Below are 22415 nucleotides of genomic sequence, written 5' to 3' on the forward strand. Positions count from 1 at the left end.
CACAATCCCATGGAAGATTCTTCGATGGCACTGTGCCGTGGGCCAGTAGCAAGAGGCAGCGGTTGGCCGATGCTCTCCCTGATGGAGGCCAGGAACACTGATACACCGCAGTAATTTGGAAGGACACAAGTGGCTAACAACACTCGTGCTCGCCGTACCGCACGCCTTTCGCGTGCACTCGGCATTGCTCTGACTCCCAAGGCCGCCAAGTACATGGAGCGCCGCCCGTACGGCCCCGGTGAGCATGGCCGTGCCCGCAAGAAGCAGGACTCCGACTACGCCGTTCGTCTGCGCGAAAAGCAGCGTCTGCGCGCCCAGTACGGCATCCGCGAAGCCCAGATGACCCGTGCCTTCGAAGAAGCACGCCGCACCAAGGGCCTGACCGGTGAAAACCTGGTTGAACTGCTCGAAATGCGTCTCGACGCCCTGGTTCTCCGCGCAGGCTTCGCCCGCACCATCGCCCAGGCCCGCCAGCTGGTTGTGCACCGCCACATCCTGGTTGACGGCATCCGCGTGGACCGCCCGTCCTTCCGCGTCGGCGAAGGCCAGCTCATCCACGTCCACAGCCGCTCCGAGGTCATGGCACCGTTCCAGGCAGCAGCTGCCGGTGCACACGTCTTGGCCACCACCCCGGCTTACCTGGACGTCAAGATCGACGCCCTGCAGGCAAAGCTGGTTCGCCGCCCGAAGCGCTCCGAGGTCCCCGTGATCTGCGAAGAGCAGCTCGTCGTCGAATTCTACGCTCGCTAAATTTTCCAGCAGCGCACAAAGAAGCCCGTGGCACACGCCGCGGGCTTCTTTGTCTGTAAGGTACTTGGGGAGGCCCTCCCCGCGTCCGGGACGGCGGGGTGGGGCAGCGCAACGATTCGAGGAGATGGGTTCTATGTCTGGTGGCGACATCGCCGGCCTGATTGCGGCGGGAGTCTTCGCGCTCCTGGTTCTGTTGCTGGCAGTGCCAATTCTGAAGCTTGGGGGAGTCTTTGACGAGGTCCGCACCTCCATCCGTTCAATCAGTGACGGCGCCACGCCGCTCATGGACGAGGTGACGGCAACCGTTTCCACCACCAACCAGCAGTTGAAGAAGGTTGACGGTATTGCGTCGAACGTCTCCGACGCCTCCGCGAACATATCCGCCTTGTCCTCGCTGGTGGCCGCCACAGTGGGTTCACCGCTGATCAAGGTTGCTGCGTTCAGCTACGGCGTCCGCTCTGCCTTCGCCAGGAAGGGCACCCCATCGTCCGGCCGGCGCAGCCGCTGATCCCACGGGAGGGCATCACACATGAAAAGAATTGTATGGATGGGAATCGGCGTCGCCATTGGCGTCATCGCGTTCAAGAAGTTCAACGAGGCCCAGGCCTCCATCGGGCCTGACGGCCTGAACCGCGCAGTTGGCCGCCTCGCCGATGGCCTGTTCGACTTTGCCGACGCTGTCCGTGCAGGCATGCATGAGCGCGAAGAAGACCTTCGGGCGGCCTTGGGTATCGACGACGCCGGCCGCCGGTAGCGGGCGGGTTCGCCCCCGCGCCCGCAACAGGGCAGAATGGAAAGCTGCGGAACGGCACCAGCCGGTACCGCGCACAACGTGTGCAGTGAATTGAGAAGGGTAAGTAATCAGCCAATGAAGTCGCAGGAGATCACCAAGCGCTGGGTGGACTTTTTTGTCAGTAAGGGCCACACAGCCGTTCCCTCCGCGTCGCTCGTTTCCAGCGACCCGTCACTTCTCTTCACTGTGGCCGGCATGGTGCCGTTCATTCCTTACCTGACTGCCCGTGAAGAACCCCCTTACAACCGCGCCACGAGCGTCCAGAAGTGCATCCGCACCGGCGACATCGAGGAAGTCGGAAAGACTGCGCGCCACGGCACGTTCTTCCAGATGTGCGGCAACTTCTCCTTTGGCGATTACTTCAAGGAAGATGCCATCAAGTTCGCTTTCGAGCTTCTCACCAAGAGCGTCGACGACGGCGGCTACGGGCTGCCGGCCGAGCGGCTCTGGGTGACGGTCTACGAAGAGGACGACGAAGCCAAGGACCTGTGGCTCAAGAACACAGCCATTCCTGCCGAGCGGATCCAGCGCATGGGCAAGGCGGACAACTACTGGTCCACCGGACAACCGGGCCCTGCCGGCCCCTGCTCGGAGATCTACTACGACCGCGGCCCCGCCTACGGCATTGAAGGCGGTCCCCTGGCCGACGAGACCAGGTACATCGAAATCTGGAACCTCGTTTTCATGCAGTACCAGATCGAAAACGTCCGCTCCAAGGTGGACTTTGACATTGTTGGTGAACTGCCGAAGAAAAACATCGACACCGGCCTGGGCATGGAACGCCTCGCGATGATCCTCCAGGGTGTCGAGAACATGTACGAAACCGACCAGGTCCGTCCTGTCATCGACAAGGCCGCCGAGTTGTCCGGCAAGGAATACACCTCCGCCGAGACAGACGAGGATCCGCACCACACTGACGACGTCCGCATGCGCGTCGTAGCCGACCACATCCGTTCAGCGCTCATGCTGATTGCCGACGGCGTGGCGCCCTCCAACGAAGGCCGCGGATACGTGCTGCGTCGCTTGATCCGCCGCGCGGTGCGGGCCATGCGCCTCCTTGGGGTTGAGAACGCCTGCCTTCCGGATCTGCTTCCGGTCTCCCGCGATGCCATGAAGGGTGTCTACCCGGTAGTCGAAACGGACTTCGCCCGGATCAGCCGCATCGCGTACGCAGAAGAAAAGGCCTTCCTCCGCACCATTGCTTCCGGTACTGCCCGCCTGGAAGACGCCGTTGCGGAGTCCAAGGCCGCTGGTGTCCCGCTCTCCGGAGCCGACGCCTTCACGCTGCACGATACTTATGGCTTCCCGATCGACCTCACCCTTGAAATGGCCGAGGAGGCCGGACTCAAGGTGGACGAGGCCGGGTTCCGTGCACTCATGCTCGAGCAGCGCCAGCGCGCCCAGGCCGATGCCAAGGGCAAGAAGGGCGGGCACGCCGACCTCACGGCTTACCAGGAACTGCTGGGCGAAGGCGAAACGGTCTTCACCGGCTACGGCGAGCTCGAAGGCGAGTCCAAGGTCCGTGGCATCGTCAGCGGCGGCCAGCGGGTCGCCCACGCATCCACGGGCGACGAAATCGAACTCGTCCTCAACGAGACGCCGTTCTACGCCGAAGCCGGTGGCCAGTCCGCGGACACGGGCCTCATCACCGGCGACGGTTTCGTCGTCGAGGTCCTGGACGTCCAGCGGCCCATCAAGGGCCTGAGCGTCCACAAGGCGATTGTCCGCGAAGGCGAGATTGCCGGTGATGCGCTGGTGCGCGCCGCCGTCGACCGTGAACGCCGCCACGCAGCCGAGCAGGCCCACACCGGAACGCACATTGTGCACGCGGCCCTGCACCAGATCCTGGGCCCTGAAGCCACACAGCGTGGCTCCTTCAACAAGGCCGGATACCTTCGCTTCGACTTTGCCTGGGGCGAAGGCCTCAGCGCTGCCACGCGCTCGGAAATCGAAGAAGTCTCCAATATCGCCATCCGAAACAACTTCCGGGTGGACACCAAGGTGATGGGCCTTGCCGAGGCCAAGGCGCTGGGCGCCATGGCACTCTTCGGTGAAAATTACGGCAGCGAAGTGCGCGTCGTGGAGATCGACGGCGCATGGTCGAGGGAGCTGTGCGGTGGTACCCACGTATCCAACACCTCGCTGATCGGCAGCCTTTCTCTGTTGGGCGAGCAGTCCGTCGGGTCCGGAAACCGCCGCGTGGAGGCCTTCGTGGGCCTGGACGCCTTCCGCCACCTGGCCGCTGAGCGGGCACTGGTCACCGAGCTGACCGAACTGCTGAAGGTGCCCTCGGGCCAGTTGGCTGACCGCATCTCGAGCACCTTGAACAAGCTCAAGGCCACGGAAAAGGAACTCGACCGCCTGCGCAAGGAGCAGCTTGCTGCGGCCGCGGCGAACTTGGCCGGTACCGCACGGGACGCTGCGGGCATTCGGGTGATTGCCCATGACGCAGGCCAGGTTGGCGGCGCCGATGATCTGCGCAACCTCGCCCTTGACCTCCGTAACCGCCTGGGTTCCGAGCCCTCCACGGTGGCCGTTGCCGGTGTGAGCAACGACCGTCCCGTGGTCCTGGTTGCCACCAACGAAGCCGCCCGCGACGCCGGCGTCAAAGCCGGCGCCTTGGTCCGTCTCGCCGCCGGCATCCTTGGCGGCGGCGGTGGTGGCAAGGACGACGTCGCCCAGGGCGGTGGCACTGACGCTGCAAAGGTCTCTGAGGCCCTTGCCGCGGTAGTGGACGCGATAGCCAAGCGCTGACGGTGGTTTCCAGTAACAGCGGCGACGTCTACCCCCGGGGCATCAAGCTGGGGGTGGACGTCGGCACCGTCCGGGTAGGGCTTGCCGTCTGCGACCCCGACGGAATCCTCGCCACCCCGTTCAAGACTGTCGGACGGGACGCGAAGAAGAATTCCGACATCCGCGTGGTGGTGAAGCAGGCGGCTGAGCTGGGCGCCGTCCAGATTGTCGTGGGGTTGCCCCGCACCATGAAAGGCCAGGAACACGCGTCCGCGCGGATGGCCACCGACTACGCCGAGCTGTTGGCTGACGCCTTGCTCCAGGCGGAAATGGACGTTCCCGTCATCCTGGTTGATGAGCGGTTGAGCACCGTGACGGCGCACCGCAACCTGCATGAAGCTGGCATGAGCAGCAAGAACCACCGTAAAGTGGTTGATCAGGTTGCTGCTGCTGGAATACTTCAGCACGCGATCGACATGCAAAGAGCCAGAGGAACGGACGTTGGCCGCCGCGTGCAGGCGCGGGCGCAGTCCGATACACCCAGCAGTGCCCCAACGCTGCGGGCTGCCTCCGGCAGTGATCCAGATTCTTCTACGAGGGGACTGCAACTGTGAGCCCGGTCAACAACGACCCCTCCAACGGTACGGGGGGCGGTGGCATGCCGCTGACCCGCAAGGAGTTGCGCGCAAGGGAGAGATTCCTGGCCACGCAAAACCAAAATGTGGTGCCCGTTCCCGAGGCCACGCCCGGCGAGTCGGGCGCTTCGCCGGAGGTTGAGCAGGAATTGCCACGTCCCGTGCCTGCGGTCCCCAATGCCGCAGCTGCGCAACGTCCGTACGTGGCACCACCTGCTGCACAGCCTGCCCCGGCTCCAGACGAACCGGCACCGCGCACGGCCGAACCGGGTTCGCGCCCAGCCGGGCAGGTTCCTTCCGAGGATGGCTCGAAACCCGTTCCACCAGCTCCCGAGGCGGCGCCGTCCATCTCGGAGGTCCCGGCTCCCGCGGCGACCCCGCCCCAGGATGCGGCCGACGCCGGTCGCGCTGCCACTGAGGCACCCGATGCTACAACCCACTTTCCCGTTGTGGCACCTGTTTACGCAGGCCACGCGGAGGACGATCGAGTCCACGGCGATCAGGCCGCTGACTACGGACACCACGATTATTCAGGCCACGACCTCCATCACACCGGGGAACTGCATCCCGATCACGATGAGCACTACGTGTACGACGAGCAGCATGATGGCCACCCTGACGAGCACCACCTCGACGGCCACGCCCATGACCTCATCCCGGCCATGGAAACACCGGTGTCCAAGGCCGCTGCCCGCAAGGCGCGCCGCCGCCGTCGTGTGGTCGCTTTGCTGATCACCCTGGGTGTGTTCGTTGCTGCGATCGTGATCGGCGCCCAGTTCCTCAAGCCGCTTCTTGGCATGGACAAGGTGACAGACTATCCGGGACCAGGTTCCGGCTCCGTCACCGTCACAGTCCCCGAAGGCGCGGGGCCAAAGCAGGTGGCCACGGACCTTGTGTCGAAGAAGGTGGTGGCAGACGCCGACAGCTTCGTTAAGGCCTTCGTGGCGGAAGGCGGCGTCTTGGCGCCGGGCGACTTCACCTTCAAGACGGAGATGAAGAACTCGGACGCCGTCGCAATCCTCTCCAACAAGGATTCCTCCAAGGTCATCTACTTTGCCCTGAGCGCGGGCCTTCGGATCAATGAGTCGCTCGACGCGATCTCCAAGGGTTCGGGAATCCCGCTCCAGCAACTGAACGCCTTCAACCAGGCACCCGGCCAGTTCGGGCTGCCGGCCAAGGCGAAGAACCTCGAAGGCTTCCTCGCGCCAGGTGAATACCGTTTCCCGCTGGGTACGTCCGGCAAGGACATCATCCAGGCCTTGGTCACTGCCACCTTGGACGAATTGAAGGCGCAGGGCATCACTGACCAGGCCAAGCAGTATGACGTGGTGACCATCGCGAGCATCGTCCAGGCCGAAGGCGGGCAAGCCGATTACGGAAACGTGGCCGGGGCCATCTACAACAGGCTTAAGCCGGACAACAAGGAAACAAACGGCCTCATCCAGTCCGATGCCACGGTGACGTATGGCCTGGGGAAGAAGTCTTTCCACCTGACGGACGAAGAAAAAGCCGACAAGTCGAACACGTACAACACGTACGCGAATGTTGGCCTGCCCGCCGGACCCATTGGCTCGCCCGGCAAGACCGCCATCGATGCCGCAGCCAAGCCGACGTCGAACGACTACCTGTACTGGGTGACGATCAACCTGGACACCAAGGAGACCAAGTTCTCCAAGACGTTGTCGGAGCACAGCGGCTACGTTGAGCAATATAACGCCTGGTGCGCAGCCAACCCGGGGCGGTGCGTGTGAGCCGCCGGGCTGCCGTCCTTGGCCACCCGATCTCACATTCGAAGTCTCCCGCGATGCATTCGGCAGCCTATGCGAAGCTCGGCGTGGACATTGGGTACGCGGCGATCGACCTGACGGCCGAAACCCTTCCGGGGTTCATGGAAACCGTCCGCGGCGACGATTCGTGGTGCGGTTTGTCCGTGACCATGCCGTTGAAGACGGCAATGGTCAAGGAAGTGGACGAGCTTCGCGGCGCCGCGGCCCACTTGGGCGTGCTCAACACCGTGGCCTTCGAGCACGACGGCGGTTCGGCCCGCCGCGTGGGGTACAACACGGACGTTGCCGGGATTGTTGCGGCGGTACGTTACGCCGGCTCGACCACGACGCCGCACGCAGCGATTCTTGGTGGGGGTGGAACCTCTGCGGCCGCTGTTGCCGCCGTGCACGAACTTGGTGCGGCACACGTGGATGTCTTCGTGAGGGACGTTTCCCGTGCCGTCGAAGCGGAAGCCGCAGCGGCCGCCGTCGGAATTGCCCTGGCTGTCCGGCCGCTCACCCAGGCTGCTACCGCCTTGGCCGCGAGCGACCTGGTGATTTCGACCTTCCCGCCCCGTGCCGCGGATGCCCTGGCTGAGGAACTGGCAGGTCTGCCCGGAACCGGGGGAGGGGTGCTCCTGGACGTGGCCTACGACCCCTGGCCGAGCCGACTTGCTGAGGTGTGGCACGGGCACGGCGGTGCAGTGGTTCCAGGGCTCGAAATGCTGATGTACCAAGCGGCAGAACAGATCCGCCTTTTCAGCGGATGCGATGTGGATGCCGCCGTCATAGATGTGATGTGCGACTCAGTCGGGCTTCCCCGGCGAGTGTTCTAGAGGCCTTACATGGCAGGATTGGTTATATGTTGCGTTGGTTGACTGCCGGTGAATCCCACGGTCCGGCTCTGATCGGAATTGTTGAAGGCGTGCCGGCCGGTGTTGAACTCACCAGTGGGCAGATTCGTGATGCGCTGGCGCGTCGCCGCCTTGGTTACGGCCGTGGTGCCCGCATGAAGTTTGAGCAGGACGAGGTGACCATCGTTGGTGGCGTCCGTCACGGTGTAACCCAGGGCGGCCCGGTGGCCATCCAGGTTGGCAACACCGAGTGGCCCAAGTGGGAGCAGATTATGTCCGCTGATCCCGTCGATCCGGAGCTCTTGGCTGACCAGGCCCGTAATGCGCCCCTGACGCGTCCGCGTCCGGGGCACGCGGACTTCACCGGGATGCAGAAGTACGGTTTTGACGAGGCACGTCCCGTCCTGGAGCGGGCCAGCGCCCGGGAAACCGCCACGCGCGTTGCGCTGGGTACGGTTGCGGCCCAGTTCCTGAAGCAACTCGGGGTTGAGCTGGTCAGCCACACTGTCTCCATCGCCAGTGTCTCCGTGCCCGAAGGCCGTCCCTTGCCGCTTCCGGGTGACGTGCTTGCCTTGGACGCCGACCCGTTGCGCTGCTTCGACCGCGAGACCTCGGACGCCATGGTGGCCGAAGTGGATGCGGCACACAAGGAGGGTGAGACCCTCGGGGGCGTCGTTGAGGTCCTCGCCTACGGACTCCCGCCAGGCCTTGGCAGCTACGTCCACTGGGACCGTCGCCTGGATTCACGCCTGGCAGCCGCCCTCATGGGCATCCAGGCCATCAAGGGCGTCGAAGTGGGTGATGGCTTCCTGACTGCTGCGCGTCGTGGATCCGCTGCCCACGATGAAATCGTCAAGGACGCGAACGGCAAGATCATTCGGCAGACCAACCGCGCAGGCGGCATCGAGGGCGGCATGAGCATTGGCGAAGTGCTGCGGGTCCGTGCGGCGATGAAGCCCATCGCCACCGTTCCGCGCGCCCTGCGCACCATCGACGTGAGCACGGGTGAGCCGGCCAAGGCGCACCACCAGCGTTCGGATGTCTGCGCAGTACCGGCGGCAGGCGTCGTCGCAGAAGCAATGGTGGCGCTGGTTCTTGCCGAAGCCATCTCAGAGAAGTTCGGCGGCGACTCCGTAGCCGAGACCTCGCGTAACTTGCAAAGCTACCTGGACAGCATCCCGGCCACCCTGGACTCGGTCGGCCGCTAGTGGTTGGCACAATCCAGGACGGCAGCCCCGGCCGTCCCGTTGTCCTGGTTGGCCCCATGGCGGTTGGCAAATCCGCAATCGGCATGCAGTTGGCGCAGCAGTTGGACATACCGTTCGTGGATACGGACGCCGTCGTGGTGGCCGCCCACGGCAGCATCGCCGACATCTTCGCGGGCCGTGGTGAACATGCCTTCCGTGAACTCGAAGCCCGGGCCGTGGCGAAGGCCATCGATTCCGCCAAGGTGTTGCCCGCCGTGATTTCACTCGGCGGGGGAGCCGTCCTTGACTCCGGAACGCAGCAGTTGCTCGAAGAATGCACTGTTGTGTACTTGGAATGCGATGCCGCAACCGTCGCGGACCGCATCGCCCGGAACACGGGCCGCCCGTTGCTGCAGGGCGATGCCATGTCCCGTTGGGAAGCGCTGTTCGCGGCCCGAAAACCCGTTTACGAGCGCCTTGCCAACATCGTCCTGGACGTACGGTCTGGATCCGTGGCGGAAATCGCCCTCCTGCTGGAGGAGCGGCTGCGCGACTACGCAGCCTTGAAAGAGGAAGTTGAAAAGTGAGTAACGAAGCAACTGTCATCAAGGTCACCGGGCAAAACGCCTCGGACAACTACGACGTCGTGGTGGGACGCGGACTGCTGGACACACTTCCGGGCAGGCTCGGGGAGCGCGTCCGCCGTGTCCTCGTGATCCACCCCCGGGCACTTCGGCTGACCGGTGATACCGTGCGGGACGAGCTTGAGTCGGCTGGTTTCACCGCACTGACCGCCGAGATTCCGGACGCCGAAGAAGGCAAGCATATCCAGGTTGCGGCGTTCTGCTGGCAGGTGCTGGGACAGAACGACTTCACTCGCTCCGACGCCATCGTCGCCGTCGGCGGCGGAGCTGTTACCGATCTGGCAGGCTTCGTCGCGGCTACGTGGCTGCGGGGCGTCAAAGTCATCCACATGCCCACGAGCCTGCTCGGCATGGTGGACGCTTCCGTGGGTGGCAAGACCGGTATCAATACCGCCGAAGGCAAGAACCTCGTGGGTTCGTTCCACCCGCCGGCCGCGGTGCTTGCCGACCTGGACACCCTGCAGACGCTTCCCAAGAACGAGCTCATTTCCGGCATGGCGGAAGTGATCAAATGCGGGTTCATTGCGGACCCCGCCATTTTGGATCTCGTGGAGAAGAACACGGATGCCGTGACCGACCCGGGATCGGGCGTGATACGGGAACTGATCGAGAGGGCCATCTCCGTCAAGGCCAACGTCGTGTCCCAGGACCTCAAGGAATCCGGGCTGCGGGAGATCCTGAACTACGGCCATACGCTGGGACACGCCATCGAGCTCGTGGAGCGCTACTCTTGGCGGCACGGTGCTGCGGTTTCCGTCGGCATGATGTTCGCCGCAGAACTTTCCCGGAGTGTCGGGCGCCTCTCCGATTCCGACGCCGACAGGCACCGGACCATCCTCGAGAGCCTGGGGCTGCCCATTACCTACCGCAAGGACCGCTGGCAGGGCTTGCTGGATGGCATGCGGCGCGACAAGAAGTCCCGCGGCGACCTTCTTCGTTTCGTGGTCCTGGACGGGGTGGCCAAACCCGGCATCCTGGACGTTCCGGACACCTCGTTGCTGTTTGCCGCTTACCAGGAGATCGCATCATGACGGCCACCCTCAGCGAAGGCATCAGCGACTGGCCGACAGCGGGCTTCCCCGGTGTCCGGATGAACCCGGACACGCTCCTGCCTGTAGTGGTCAACGAGGACGCCATGGAATCCGCACTCGCAGTGTCGGAGGACCCGGCCGACCGCATTATGGCGCTCCTGCTGGAGAACCAGCCCAAGGAAGCTGCGGAGTTGCTGGCGGAGGCGCGCTACAAGGACCCCGAGTCCTTCCGCCTGAGGATCTTCGAGGCCGAAGTGCACCGGGCCACCAACAGGCATGACCGTGCCGTTCAGCTGTTCCGCCAACTCCTCCACGAAGTGCAGGGCAGCTCGAAAGAGGCCGTGGTCCACCAATACCTGGGGCGTGCGTACTTTGTCAGCGGCAATGCCGTTGCGGCTTCTGAAGAGTTCGCAAAAGCACTGGACCTCCGGGTAGCCATGGCGGCCGACGCGGCCTTGATCTACTCCTCAGCCGTGGCGCTGCAGCGTGCCCGCGACGTCGTGGAAGTTGCCTCCTAAGGCGTCCCCTCATGCCCGTTGACGGGCCATTGTCCATTTGCCGGTAGAATGGTTCTTGGATTTTTGATAAATACGCGCTGGCCGGCCATTTTGGCATGCCGGCTTGGCATAGGGCTGGAAGCTAGCAATTAGCTTTGACCAGTGAGAGAAACCAGAGGATACGAGTGGCAACCACAAACGACATCAAGAACGGAACCGTACTGAAGCTTGAGGGCCAGCTCTGGAACATCATTGAGTTCCAGCACGTCAAGCCGGGCAAGGGCGGCGCCTTCGTTCGCACCAAGATGCGTAACGTCATGTCCGGCAAGGTTGTGGACAAGACCTTCAACGCCGGGCTCAAGATCGAGACCGCCACGGTGGACCGCCGCGACTACCAGTACCTGTACCAGGACGGCGAAGACTTCGTCTTCATGGACACCACGGACTACGACCAGATCCACGTATCCGGCGCAACTGTGGGCGACGCCACCAACTTCATGCTGGAGAACCAGATGGTGAACATCGCCATCCACGAAGGCACCCCGCTGTACATCGAACTGCCGCCGAGCGTTGTCCTCGAAATCACCTACACCGAGCCTGGTCTCCAGGGCGACCGCTCCTCTGCGGGCACCAAGCCGGCAACCGTCGAAACCGGCTACGAGATCCAGGTTCCGCTCTTCGTCGAGCAGGGTACCAAGGTCAAGGTCGACACCCGCGATGGCAGCTACCTGGGCCGGGTCAACGACTAGTGAGCGCCCGCGGTAAGGCCCGTAACAGGGCCCTGGAAGTACTCTTCGAAGCCGAGCAACGCTCGGTCTCGGCTTTCGACGCGCTCAAGGCACGCCGGGAGAAGACCGACCTCGTAGTTAACCCCTACACGGTGGAAATCGTTGAGGGTGTTGTCTCCATGCAGTCCACCATCGACGAATTCCTGCAGACCTACGCACAGGGATGGACGTTGGAGCGGATGCCGTCCGTAGACCGCATCATCCTGCGTATCGGCGCCTGGGAACTGTTGTACAACGACGACGTTCCGGATGGCGTGGCCGTCAGCGAAGCCGTGGCATTGGCCAAGACCATGTCCACTGACGAATCGCCGGCCTTCATCAACGGACTGCTCGGGCGCCTGCAGAAGCTCAAGCCGTCGCTCCTGGCCTAGCTTTGTCAAACGAAGGACCCGCCTCCATCAGGAAACTGTTGGAGGCGGGTCCTTTGTGGTTGTGCTGCCGGTTAGTGAAGCACGGCAGCCCGCAGTTCCGGGATGGTCCGTAGCTGCTCGAGTTCATCTCTTTGGTGGTCGGGTACGTCGCGCCCGCTCAGTATCCGCTGGCGCGTGAAAGCAAGGGTGGTTGCCCCTTTGATGAAGGCGCGCATTTGCCGTGAGCGTCCCCGTGCGGCCGCCCATAGCTGGGCCTGCCTCCTGCCACGGGCCGTCGCCAGCATCTCCACTTCGGGCGGAGTGAACCAGCCGGCCTGGGCATACTCGCCAAGTCGTTGCCGCGTGAGCTTCCCCTCCGCAATACGCAGGAGGATGATGCCCACGGCGGCGACGAGGAAGATCGGCACCTGGACCACGAAGTATTCAGCCAGGAAGTCCTGGCCCATGCTGTTCCAGCGGTTGTGCAGGAACATGGCGGGGAGCAGGCCAACGAAGAACGCCAGAACCGCATAGCCGGTGTGCCATTTCCGTGCCGCGAAGCCCATGACCAGCCCGGTGGTCCCGGTGAAAATGGCGTGGGCGAAGGGAGACATGACTCCGCGCAGGATGAAGATCCGGACCAGGTCCGCGCCGGGTTCGGAGGATGAAGCTATCTCGCGGCCGAAATAGAGGATGTTCTCGGTGAAGGCGAACCCGGCGGCAATGGTGAACGCAAAGACAACGCCGTCCACGGGCCCGTCGAAATACTTCCTCGCTGCAAGGATCAGTACCAGCAAACCAAGGGATTTACTGAATTCCTCCACGATGGGTGCCTGCACCGTTGCCATGAAGTAGGTGAAAGCGTCTTCGCTGGTGGTGGGAGCGGCCAGCGCGAACAAGGGCTGGATCAAGAGTGTCGCGGCAATGGACACGGCGGCACCCCAGGTGAATGCGAACCCCAGCAACCGCTTGGGCTCAGGCTCCCAGCGATCAATGAACCGCACGGTCAGCAACACCACCGCCAAAGGGACAAGGGACGCGATGAAGCCCACCACGAAGCCAGTGACTCCGGTGTTTCCCAGGAGGAACGGGACAACAAGGACGAGGCTGCCGAAAACCAGTACTCCTCCGGCAACAAGCAGCGGCAGCAGGCCCCACGAACGGCGGGGAGGGGAGAGCGCCGGGGTCGCCCAGGATTGCCCGGGCAGAGTGCCTGGATTGCCAGGGGCGGGCTGGTAGTTCCCCGGCTGCACCGCGCCGATCCATGTCGGATTCGTTGACGGTCCGGCGGAGGCCCTGGGGTGTTGCCCGTCCCCGCCTCCGGGAAAGTTGCTGGTCATGTTCCAGAGCCTATTCCACCGTCTTCGATGTGAGCTTAAACTCACTGTCCATCCAGTCACGCAGTGAGGTCCAAAGTAGCGGCTGTGGTAGCTTGGAAAAGCAAATATTCCTTTTTTAATTCCGTCCTGTGAGGCGGGGAAAGGGGAGACGAGCGATGACTGAAGTTACTTCAGCGCAGGTTCCGTCCAGGGTTGTCCTCAACCAGGCGGATATTGACCGTGCGCTCACTCGTATCGCCCATGAGATCCTCGAGGCCAACAAAGGCTCCCAGGACCTGGTCCTGTTGGGCATTCCCAGCCGCGGCTATCCCTTGGCCGTGCGGCTCGCCAACAAGATTGCCGCCGCCGATCCCGCGGTCAACGCCGAAACGATCGTCGGCCAACTCGATGTCACCATGTTCCGTGACGACCTCTCACACCAGCCCACCCGGCCCCCGCACCACACCCGTCTGCCCCTCTCCGGCATCGACAACAAAGTAGTTGTCCTCATTGACGACGTCCTTTACTCGGGACGTACCATCCGGGCAGCTTTGGATGCCTTGGTTGATCTGGGCCGTCCCCGGATCGTGCGCCTGGCAGTCCTGGTGGACAGGGGCCACCGTGAACTTCCCATCCGGGCAGACCACGTGGGCAAGAACCTCCCCACGTCATCTGCCGAAAAAGTGCGGGTGCGCCTCGAAGAGATCGATTCGGTGGACGGCGAACCCATCAACGAAGTAGTGATCGAGGCCGGTAAGTGAAGCACCTTCTTTCAACGGAAAACCTCAGTGCGGTTGACGCCATCCGCATTCTGGACACCGCCGAGGAAATGTCCGCCGTCGGTGACCGCGAAGTCAAGAAGCTTCCGGCACTTCGCGGCCGAACCGTAGTGAACCTCTTCTTCGAGGACTCCACGCGGACGCGCATTTCCTTCGAGGCGGCCGCCAAACGGTTGTCGGCCGACGTCATCAACTTCGCGGCCAAGGGCTCCTCGGTGTCCAAGGGCGAATCCCTCAAGGACACCGCCCAGACGCTGGCGGCCATGGGCGCCGACGCCGTGGTGATCCGGCACTGGGCTTCCGGAGCCCCGCACCGCCTCGCCGCCACGGACTGGATCGACGCTGCTGTGATCAACGCCGGGGACGGCACCCACGAGCACCCCACGCAGGCTTTGCTGGATGCCTTCACCATGCGCCGCCACTGGTCGCAGATCAACGGAACGGCGTCCTCCGGTGCGGACCTCAAGGGAATGCGGGTGGCCATCGCCGGCGACGTGCTGCACTCCCGTGTGGCCCGCTCCAACGTGTGGCTCCTGCGCACCCTTGGTGCCGATGTCACGCTGGTTGCGCCACCCACGCTGCTGCCCATCGGCGTCGAACACTGGCCTTGCAAAGTCAGCTACAACCTGGACCAGACCCTCGAAGCGGGGCTTGACGCCATGATGATGCTGCGGGTCCAAGGCGAACGCATGAACGCATCGTTCTTCCCGTCCACCCGCGAATACTCACGCCGCTGGGGATTCGACGACGCGCGCCTGAAGACCCTGGACGATCTCGGCATGAAAAACACCATCATCATGCACCCCGGCCCCATGAACCGTGGCCTGGAGATCTCCTCTGCCGCCGCGGATTCGCCCCGTTCCACGGTGTTGGCGCAGGTCCGGAACGGCGTTTCCGTGCGTATGGCCGCCCTCTACTTGCTGCTTTCGGGCGACACCCGTGAGGCAGTCCCCACTGCAACCATCCAGTCCACCAAGGAGAACAACTGATGTCCGGTGATACTTACCTGATCCGCGGAGCTGCCATTCTTGGCGGCGAAGCTGAAGACCTCCTGATCCGTGACGGGCTCATCGCAGCGCGTGGCAAGGACCTGGCTGACCGGGACGCGACCGTCATCGACGCTGCCGGCCTGATCGCCCTCCCGGGCATGGTGGATGTCCACACACACCTTCGCGAGCCCGGCAGGGAAGACGCAGAGACAGTTGAAACCGGCACCCGCGCCGCAGCGTTGGGTGGCTTCACAGCCGTGCACGCCATGGCCAACAGCAACCCCGTGGCCGACACCGCCGGTGTGGTGGAGCAGGTCCACAGCCTGGGACGCGCGTCCGGTTGGGTGGACGTGCGCCCGGTTGGCGCCGTCACAGTGGGGCTCGCCGGTGAGCAGCTCGCCGAGCTGGGTGCAATGGCCGACTCCCGCGCCCAGGTGCGGATGTTCTCCGACGATGGCATCTGCGTCCACGACCCCGTCCTGATGCGCCGTGCCTTGGAATACGTCAAAGCGTTCGACGGCGTGGTGGCCCAGCACGCGCAGGAACCCCGCCTTACCGCTGGGGCACAGATGAACGAAGGCGCCGTTTCGGCGGTCCTGGGACTCGCCGGCTGGCCTGCCGTCGCCGAGGAAAGCATCATCGCCCGCGATGTCCTGTTGGCCCAGCACGTTGGTTCCCGCCTGCACATCTGCCACGTTTCGACGGCAGGCAGCGTGGAAATCGTCCGGTGGGCCAAGGCCCGCGGCATCAACGTCACGGCCGAGGTCACGCCCCACCACCTCATCCTCACCGACGAACTGGTCCGCAGCTACGACCCCGTCTTCAAGGTCAACCCGCCGCTCCGTACCAACGCCGACGTCCAGGCACTCCGCGAGGGCCTGGCCGACGGGACCATCGACGTGGTTGGCACCGACCATGCACCGCACCCCAGCGAGCACAAGGAATGCGAGTGGGCGCAGGCAGCGATGGGCATGACCGGCTTGGAAACGGCGCTGTCCGTGGTGCAGGAAACCATGATCGAGACCGGACTCATGACGTGGGCGGACTTCGCGAGGGTCACCTCCTTCACCCCGGCACAGATCGGCCGGGTCTCCGACCAGGGCCGTCCCTTGGAGGCAGGCGAACCAGCCAACGTCATTCTCGTGGACCCGGCTGCGCGTTGGACGGTGGACCCGCATAAAATGGCGACCATGGGCCGCAACTCACCGTTCAAGGGCAAGGAACTGCCCGGATCAGTGGTGGCCACGTTCTTCAGAGGCCACCCGACGGTCCTCGACGGCCAGCTCAACACCCCGTACCGCTACCCGGGAAGCCTCGAAACCCCGGCCGGGGCGGTCAGCGGCGCCTGATGGACACCCAAACCCTCTCTGCGGTCATCACTGTGGCTTTGATCCTCGCCATCCTGGCGATGATCGGGCTGGGGTGGCGGAACCGCCTCAGGCGGCAGGCCGACGTCGAACGCCTTCCGGACGTGCCGCCGCAACTGACGCCGGCCACGGTTGTGGCCGAGGGCCAGTACGTCGCCACCACGACCGCAGGCGACTGGCTGGACCGGATCGCAGTGCAGGGACTGGGAATCCGGACCAATGCGGAATTGAGCATCCACGCCGAAGGCGTCCTGTTCGACCGCCCCGGAGCGTCCCCGGTGTTTATCCCCCTCGCAGCCGTCACGGATGTCCGGCGGGACGCCGGGATGGCAGGGAAGTTCGTCGAGAAGGACGGACTCCTGGTCATCAGCTGGAAGCTGGGGGCCCGGGAACTGGACACCGGGTTCAGATCCAGGCAATCCGCAGACCAACAGCTCCTCCTCGAAACCCTTCAAGAATTGATCTCCGCAGCCCCTCAGGCAGATGCCGATAGTGGAAAGTAATAAAGTGACGGACAGTAACGCAGCCACCACACCAACCCCCTCAGCCGCCGTACTGGTGCTCGAAGACGGCCGCATCTTCCGCGGCCGGAGCTACGGCGCCCAAGGAACCGCCCTCGGTGAAGCCGTCTTCGCGACCGGCATGACCGGCTACCAGGAGACCATCACGGACCCCTCGTACGCCCGCCAGCTGGTAGTCCAGACGGCCCCGCATATCGGAAACACCGGCGTCAACAGCGAAGACGCTGAATCCCGCAAGATCTGGGTTGCAGGCTACATCGTGCGCGACGCCGCCCGCCGCCCCTCCAACTGGCGCTCCGAGCGTTCCCTCGACGCCGAACTCGTGGAACAGGGCATCGTGGGCATCCAGGGCGTGGACACCCGCGCCATCACGCGCCACCTCCGTGAGCACAAGACCATGCGCGCCGGCATCTTCTCCGGTGAGGCCGCGCAGGCATCGGACAAGGAACTGCTGGATGTCGTGCTCGCCAGCGCTCCGATGGAAGGCGCTGCCCTGGCCGAAGAGGTCAGCATCGACGAAGCCTACGTCGTGGAACCCAAGGACCACGGCTGGGACGACGAGCCCCGGTTCTCCATCGCGGCTGTTGACCTCGGCATCAAGGCCATGACCCCCGTACGCTTCGCCGAGCGCGGCGTTCGGGTGCACGTGCTGCCCGCCACTGCAACGCTGGAAGACGTCAACGCCGTCAGCCCCGACGGCTTCTTCATGTCCAACGGCCCTGGCGACCCAGCGACCGCGGACCACCAGGTCAAGCTGCTGCGCTCGGTGCTCGACGAGAAGCTGCCGTATTTCGGCATTTGCTTCGGCAACCAGATCCTGGGGCGCGCGCTTGGCTTCGGCACCTACAAGCTGCGCTACGGCCACCGCGGCATCAACCAGCCGGTGATGGACCGCCGCACGGGCAAGGTGGAGATCACCTCCCAGAACCACGGCTTCGCCGTGGACGCGCCCATGAACGGTGCCACCGTGGCACCGGAAGAGCGCTATGGCCGTGTTGAGGTCAGCCACGTCAGCCTGAATGACGACGTCGTTGAGGGCCTCGCCTGCCTCGACATCCCGGCGTTCTCGGTCCAGTACCACCCCGAGGCGGCTGCTGGGCCGCACGACGCGGCCTACCTCTTCGACCGCTTCATTGACCTGATGGCTGAAACCAAAGCAGGCGCCAACTCCACCGAATCCAAGACTGAGGACAAGAAGTAATGCCCAAGCGTACAGATCTCAAGAGCGTCCTTGTCATCGGTTCCGGCCCGATCGTCATCGGCCAGGCCGCTGAGTTCGACTACTCCGGTACCCAGGCACTCCGCGTCCTCAAGGACGAAGGCCTGCGCGTCATCCTGGTGAACTCCAACCCGGCAACCATCATGACGGACCCCGAGTTTGCCGATGCCACCTACGTGGAGCCCATTACGCCGGAGGTGGTCGAAAAGATCATCGCCAAGGAGCGTCCTGACGCAGTGCTGCCCACCCTGGGTGGACAGACGGCACTGAACACGGCGATCGCCCTGGACAAGAACGGTGTCCTGGAGAAGTACAACGTCGAACTGATCGGTGCCAACATCGCAGCGATCGAGCTCGGTGAGGACCGCGAGAAGTTCAAGGGCGTCGTGGAACGCTGTGGTGCCGAATCCGCACGCAGCCACATCATCCACACCATGGACGAGGCCTTCAAGGCCGCAGAGGACCTGGGCTACCCGATGGTTGTCCGCCCGTCCTTCACCATGGGTGGCCTGGGCTCCGGCCTGGCCTACAACGAGGACGACCTGCGCCGCATCGTCGGCCAGGGCCTCCAGTACAGCCCCACCACCGAGGTGCTGCTCGAAGAGAGCATCCTCGGTTGGAAGGAATACGAGCTTGAGATGATGCGCGACAAGAACGACAACGTCGTTGTTGTGTGCTCCATCGAGAACTTCGATCCCGTCGGCGTCCACACGGGCGACTCCATCACCGTTGCGCCGGCCCTCACCCTGACGGACCGTGAGTACCAGAAGCTCCGCGACGTAGCCATCGCCGTGATCCGCGAGGTCGGCGTCGACACCGGCGGCTGCAACATCCAGTTCGCCATCGACCCCGCAACGGGCCGTGTGGTGGTCATCGAGATGAACCCGCGTGTGTCCCGCTCTTCGGCCCTGGCTTCCAAGGCGACCGGCTTCGCGATCGCCAAGATCGCTACCAAGCTGTCCTTGGGCTACACGCTGGACGAGATCCCCAACGACATCACCCAGAAGACTCCGGCGTCGTTTGAGCCGACCCTCGACTACGTGGTGGTCAAGGTTCCGCGCTTTGCGTTCGAGAAGTTCCCGGCGGCTGACAACACGCTGACCACCACCATGAAGTCGGTGGGTGAAGCCATGGCCATGGGCCGTAACTTCACTGAGGCACTTCAGAAGGCCCTGCGCTCCCTGGAACAGAAGGGCTCGCAGCTGGACTTCAGCGCCGTTCCCGAGTACGAGGTTGCCGAGCTGATCGAAAACGCCAAGCGCCCCACCACGGACCGCCTGCACCAGGTGCAGCGCGCGCTCCTCGGCGGCGCCTCGGTGGAGGACCTCTTTGAGGCCACGAAGATCGATCCCTGGTTCCTGGACCAGCTGCAGCTGCTCAATGAAACCGCGCAGGAGATCCGCAAAGCCGGTGTCCTCAGCGAAGACATGCTGCGCAATGCCAAGCGCCACGGTTTCTCCGACGAGCAGATCGGTGCCCTCACGCACAACTCCGAGGCCGTGGTCCGCGGTGTCCGCCAGGCCCTGGGCATCCGCCCGGTCTACAAGACCGTTGACACGTGTGCCGCGGAGTTCGCCGCCTACACCCCGTACCACTACTCGGCCTATGACGAGGAAGACGAGGTGGGCCTGCACTCGAAGCCGTCCGTCATCATCCTGGGTTCCGGGCCCAACCGCATCGGCCAGGGCATCGAATTCGACTACTCCTGCGTCCACGCCTCAATGGCGCTGCGCAAGGCCGGCTACGAGACCGTGATGGTCAACTGCAACCCGGAAACCGTCTCCACGGACTACGACGTTTCGACGCGCCTGTACTTCGAGCCGCTGACCCTCGAGGATGTCCTCGAAGTCATCGCGGCCGAGGAGCGCACCGGTGGCGTCATGGGCGTGTTCGTCCAGCTCGGTGGCCAGACGCCGCTGAAGCTGGCCCAGCAGCTTGCCGACGCCGGTGTGCCGATCCTTGGCACGTCTCCGGAAGCAATCGACCTTGCCGAGCACCGTGGAGCCTTCGCCCGCGTGCTCGACGAAGCCGGACTCACCTCCCCGAAGAACGGCACCGCCGTTTCTTTCGAGGATGCCAAGAAGATCGCCGACGAAATCGGCTACCCGGTGCTGGTCCGCCCGTCCTACGTCCTGGGTGGCCGCGGCATGGAGATCGTCTACGACGAAGCCAACCTGTCCCGCTACATCGCCAACGCGACGGAAATCACGCCGGATCACCCGGTACTGATCGACCGCTTCCTTGAAGACGCCGTGGAAATCGACGTCGACGCACTCTTCGACGGCACGGACATGTACCTCGGCGGCATCATGGAGCACATCGAGGAAGCCGGTATCCACTCCGGTGACTCCGCGTGCGTCCTGCCCCCGATCACCCTTGGCAACAACGTGATCGAGCGCGTCCGCACCGCAACCCGTGCCATTGCCGAGGGCGTTGGTGTCCGGGGCCTGATCAACATCCAGTTCGCGCTGGCCTCGGACGTGCTCTACGTCCTCGAAGCCAACCCGCGTGCCTCCCGTACGGTTCCGTTCGTCTCCAAGGCGACGGGCGTGCAGATGGCCAAGGCCGCAGCCCTCATCGGCACGGGCGTCACCATCAACCAGCTCCGCAGCGCCTACAAGATGCTGCCGGAGACCGGTGATGGGTCGACGTTGCCGCTCGACGCTCCGGTTGCCGTCAAGGAAGCAGTCCTGCCCTTCAGCCGCTTCCGCACTCCGGAAGGCAAGGTCGTAGACTCCCTGCTCGGCCCGGAAATGCGCTCGACGGGTGAGGTCATGGGCATCGACAAGCACTTCGATACCGCTTTCGCCAAGAGCCAGTCCGGTGCGAACAACGCCCTGCCCACTGGTGGCAAGATCTTCGTCTCGGTAGCCAACCGGGACAAGCGCTCGGTGATCATGGGTGTCAAGCGCCTTTCGGACCTTGGCTTCGAGATTGTCTCCACCGGTGGTACCGCCGACGTCCTGCGCCGCAACGGCATCCACGCAACGCCGGTCCGCAAGGTGGCCGAGGGCAGCAGTGCCGAAGGCGAGGGCACCATCGCAGACCTCGTGGTGGCAGGCGAGATCGACATGGTCTTCAACACCCCTTCCGGCGGCGAAGCCCGCAGCGACGGATACGAACTCCGCGCGGCGGCAACGTCGATCGGTATTCCCTGCATCACCACCGTGGCGGAATTCAATGCGGCGGTCCAGGCGATCGAGGCGCTGCGCACCTACGAGTGGTCAGTCACCAGCCTGCAGGAGCACGCGGCCAACCTGGCAGCTTCACTGGAAGCAGCAAATGCCTGAGTCCGGCACCTTGCCTGGGACACAGCAGCCGGCCCGGGAGTCGTTCGGCTCCCGGCTGGCTGCGGCCATGGACTCCCGTGGTCCCTTGTGCGTTGGAATCGACCCGCATCCGCAGTTGCTCGCGGATTGGGGACTGAACGACGACGCCGCGGGCCTGGAACGCTTTTCGCTCACGGTGGTGGAAGCCGTCGCTTCGCTCGCTGCCGCGGTGAAGCCGCAGGTGGCCCTTTATGAGCGCCACGGTTCAGCAGGCATGGCTGTGCTGGAGCGGACACTTGCCGCCGCTTCGGAGGCAGGCGTCCTCAGCATCGCCGATGCCAAGCGTGGAGATATCGGGTCCACGATGGCTGCCTACGCCGATGCGTGGCTTCGTGACGGTTCGTCGCTGGCAGCCGATTCGGTCACGTTGAGCCCTTACCTTGGCTTCGAGTCCCTGCGTCCTGCCTTGGACCTGGCCGCCGAGTACGGAAGGGGAGTGTTCGTCCTCGCCCTGACGTCCAACCCGGAGGGCAAGAGCGTCCAGCACGTGGGCGGCGGTGACTCGGTGGCCCGGCGGATTGTTGCCGCTGCCGCCGCCGAGAACCAGCGCTATGCCGGCTCCCTGGGGTCGGTGGGACTCGTGGTCGGGGCCACCATCGGTGCTGCCCTTGATGAGCTCGGGATTGAGTTGGAGCCGGTTCGCGGAGCCATCCTGGCGCCGGGCCTGGGAGCCCAAGGAGCTACTCCGGCAGACCTTCGCGCTACCTTCGGCTCTGCCTACCCCGCCGTGCTTGCAACCTCCAGCCGCGGGATCCTTGCCGCTGGTCCCGATGTCGCGTCGCTGCGTGCGGCCGCTGAGGAAACCCTGGGCGGCTTGCGCGCCTAAGCCACTGCCGGTAGGTTCAGCATCAGTCGCGTGATCCG

Annotated in this window: 21 protein-coding genes; 20 read left to right on the forward strand and 1 reads right to left on the reverse strand. The window is 64.2% G+C overall.

Annotated features, from left to right (window positions below):
* The first annotated feature begins 129 nt into the window (after positions 1 to 129).
* The 13 genes from rpsD to nusB all read left to right on the forward strand — a co-directional run bounded on the left by rpsD (position 130) and on the right by nusB (position 12049).
* Entirely contained in the window at positions 130 to 750 is a 621-nt protein-coding gene (gene rpsD, locus ACFVSJ_RS12895; protein ID WP_387437188.1) for a 30S ribosomal protein S4, read from the forward strand.
* Positions 751 to 883: 133 nt separating this feature from the next.
* On the forward strand, positions 884 to 1258 hold the full coding sequence (locus ACFVSJ_RS12900; protein WP_387437189.1) for a DUF948 domain-containing protein: 375 nt from the start codon (positions 884 to 886) through the stop codon (positions 1256 to 1258).
* Positions 1259 to 1279: 21 nt separating this feature from the next.
* A complete protein-coding gene (locus tag ACFVSJ_RS12905) occupies positions 1280 to 1504 on the forward strand; it encodes a DUF6167 family protein (protein ID WP_387437190.1) in 225 nt (74 codons plus the stop codon).
* Positions 1505 to 1618: 114 nt separating this feature from the next.
* Positions 1619 to 4297: an alanine--tRNA ligase gene (alaS, locus tag ACFVSJ_RS12910; RefSeq protein ID WP_387437191.1), complete on the forward strand. Its 2679-nt coding sequence runs from the start codon at positions 1619 to 1621 to the stop codon at positions 4295 to 4297.
* A gap of 2 nt (positions 4298 to 4299) precedes the next feature.
* Positions 4300 to 4890, forward strand: a complete 591-nt coding sequence (ruvX, locus tag ACFVSJ_RS12915; protein WP_387437192.1) for a Holliday junction resolvase RuvX — start codon at positions 4300 to 4302, stop codon at positions 4888 to 4890.
* Entirely contained in the window at positions 4887 to 6662 is a 1776-nt protein-coding gene (gene mltG / locus ACFVSJ_RS12920; RefSeq protein WP_387437193.1) for an endolytic transglycosylase MltG, read from the forward strand. The genes ruvX and mltG overlap by 4 nt, the downstream gene beginning before the upstream one ends.
* Positions 6659 to 7513, forward strand: a complete 855-nt coding sequence (locus ACFVSJ_RS12925; RefSeq protein ID WP_387437351.1) for a shikimate dehydrogenase family protein — start codon at positions 6659 to 6661, stop codon at positions 7511 to 7513. The genes mltG and ACFVSJ_RS12925 overlap by 4 nt, the downstream gene beginning before the upstream one ends.
* Positions 7514 to 7539: 26 nt before the next feature.
* Positions 7540 to 8739, forward strand: coding sequence for a chorismate synthase (aroC, locus tag ACFVSJ_RS12930; protein WP_387437194.1), 1200 nt, complete (start codon positions 7540 to 7542; stop codon positions 8737 to 8739).
* Between the two features lie 56 nt (positions 8740 to 8795).
* Positions 8796 to 9305 (forward strand): shikimate kinase, encoded by a 510-nt coding sequence (locus tag ACFVSJ_RS12935; protein WP_387437352.1) that lies wholly within the window; start codon positions 8796 to 8798, stop codon positions 9303 to 9305.
* On the forward strand, positions 9302 to 10393 hold the full coding sequence (gene aroB, locus ACFVSJ_RS12940) for a 3-dehydroquinate synthase (protein ID WP_387437195.1): 1092 nt from the start codon (positions 9302 to 9304) through the stop codon (positions 10391 to 10393). Before ACFVSJ_RS12935 ends, aroB begins: the two co-directional genes overlap by 4 nt.
* Positions 10390 to 10911 (forward strand): tetratricopeptide repeat protein, encoded by a 522-nt coding sequence (locus ACFVSJ_RS12945; RefSeq protein ID WP_387437196.1) that lies wholly within the window; start codon positions 10390 to 10392, stop codon positions 10909 to 10911. Before aroB ends, ACFVSJ_RS12945 begins: the two co-directional genes overlap by 4 nt.
* Positions 10912 to 11075: 164 nt before the next feature.
* Positions 11076 to 11639 (forward strand): elongation factor P, encoded by a 564-nt coding sequence (gene efp, locus ACFVSJ_RS12950; RefSeq protein WP_387437197.1) that lies wholly within the window; start codon positions 11076 to 11078, stop codon positions 11637 to 11639.
* Positions 11639 to 12049: a transcription antitermination factor NusB gene (gene nusB, locus ACFVSJ_RS12955; RefSeq protein WP_387437198.1), complete on the forward strand. Its 411-nt coding sequence runs from the start codon at positions 11639 to 11641 to the stop codon at positions 12047 to 12049. Before efp ends, nusB begins: the two co-directional genes overlap by 1 nt.
* Before the next feature lie 71 nt (positions 12050 to 12120).
* Here the strand turns inward: nusB and ACFVSJ_RS12960 are convergent, their stop codons facing one another.
* The gene (locus tag ACFVSJ_RS12960; RefSeq protein WP_387437199.1) at positions 12121 to 13368 is read right to left on the reverse strand and encodes a PrsW family intramembrane metalloprotease; all 1248 of its coding nucleotides are present in this window, start codon (positions 13366 to 13368) and stop codon (positions 12121 to 12123) included.
* Between the two features lie 155 nt (positions 13369 to 13523).
* Here ACFVSJ_RS12960 and pyrR point away from each other — a divergent pair, with 155 nt between their 5' ends.
* The 7 genes from pyrR to pyrF are packed head-to-tail and all read left to right on the forward strand — an operon-like array spanning position 13524 to position 22377.
* Complete coding sequence (pyrR, locus tag ACFVSJ_RS12965; RefSeq protein ID WP_387437200.1) at positions 13524 to 14108, forward strand: bifunctional pyr operon transcriptional regulator/uracil phosphoribosyltransferase PyrR; 585 nt, start codon at positions 13524 to 13526, stop codon at positions 14106 to 14108.
* Positions 14105 to 15115: an aspartate carbamoyltransferase catalytic subunit gene (locus ACFVSJ_RS12970; RefSeq protein ID WP_387437201.1), complete on the forward strand. Its 1011-nt coding sequence runs from the start codon at positions 14105 to 14107 to the stop codon at positions 15113 to 15115. Before pyrR ends, ACFVSJ_RS12970 begins: the two co-directional genes overlap by 4 nt.
* Positions 15115 to 16464: a dihydroorotase gene (locus ACFVSJ_RS12975; RefSeq protein WP_387437202.1), complete on the forward strand. Its 1350-nt coding sequence runs from the start codon at positions 15115 to 15117 to the stop codon at positions 16462 to 16464. The genes ACFVSJ_RS12970 and ACFVSJ_RS12975 overlap by 1 nt, the downstream gene beginning before the upstream one ends.
* Positions 16464 to 16985, forward strand: a complete 522-nt coding sequence (locus tag ACFVSJ_RS12980; protein WP_387437203.1) for a hypothetical protein — start codon at positions 16464 to 16466, stop codon at positions 16983 to 16985. Before ACFVSJ_RS12975 ends, ACFVSJ_RS12980 begins: the two co-directional genes overlap by 1 nt.
* Positions 16966 to 18204, forward strand: a complete 1239-nt coding sequence (gene carA, locus ACFVSJ_RS12985) for a glutamine-hydrolyzing carbamoyl-phosphate synthase small subunit (RefSeq protein ID WP_387437204.1) — start codon at positions 16966 to 16968, stop codon at positions 18202 to 18204. Before ACFVSJ_RS12980 ends, carA begins: the two co-directional genes overlap by 20 nt.
* Complete coding sequence (carB, locus tag ACFVSJ_RS12990; protein WP_387437205.1) at positions 18204 to 21512, forward strand: carbamoyl-phosphate synthase large subunit; 3309 nt, start codon at positions 18204 to 18206, stop codon at positions 21510 to 21512. Before carA ends, carB begins: the two co-directional genes overlap by 1 nt.
* Positions 21505 to 22377, forward strand: coding sequence for an orotidine-5'-phosphate decarboxylase (pyrF, locus tag ACFVSJ_RS12995; protein WP_387437206.1), 873 nt, complete (start codon positions 21505 to 21507; stop codon positions 22375 to 22377). Before carB ends, pyrF begins: the two co-directional genes overlap by 8 nt.
* The last annotated feature ends 38 nt before the right edge of the window (positions 22378 to 22415 follow it).

This window comes from Paenarthrobacter sp. NPDC058040, from assembly GCF_042885775.1.
Lineage (GTDB): Bacteria > Actinomycetota > Actinomycetes > Actinomycetales > Micrococcaceae > Arthrobacter.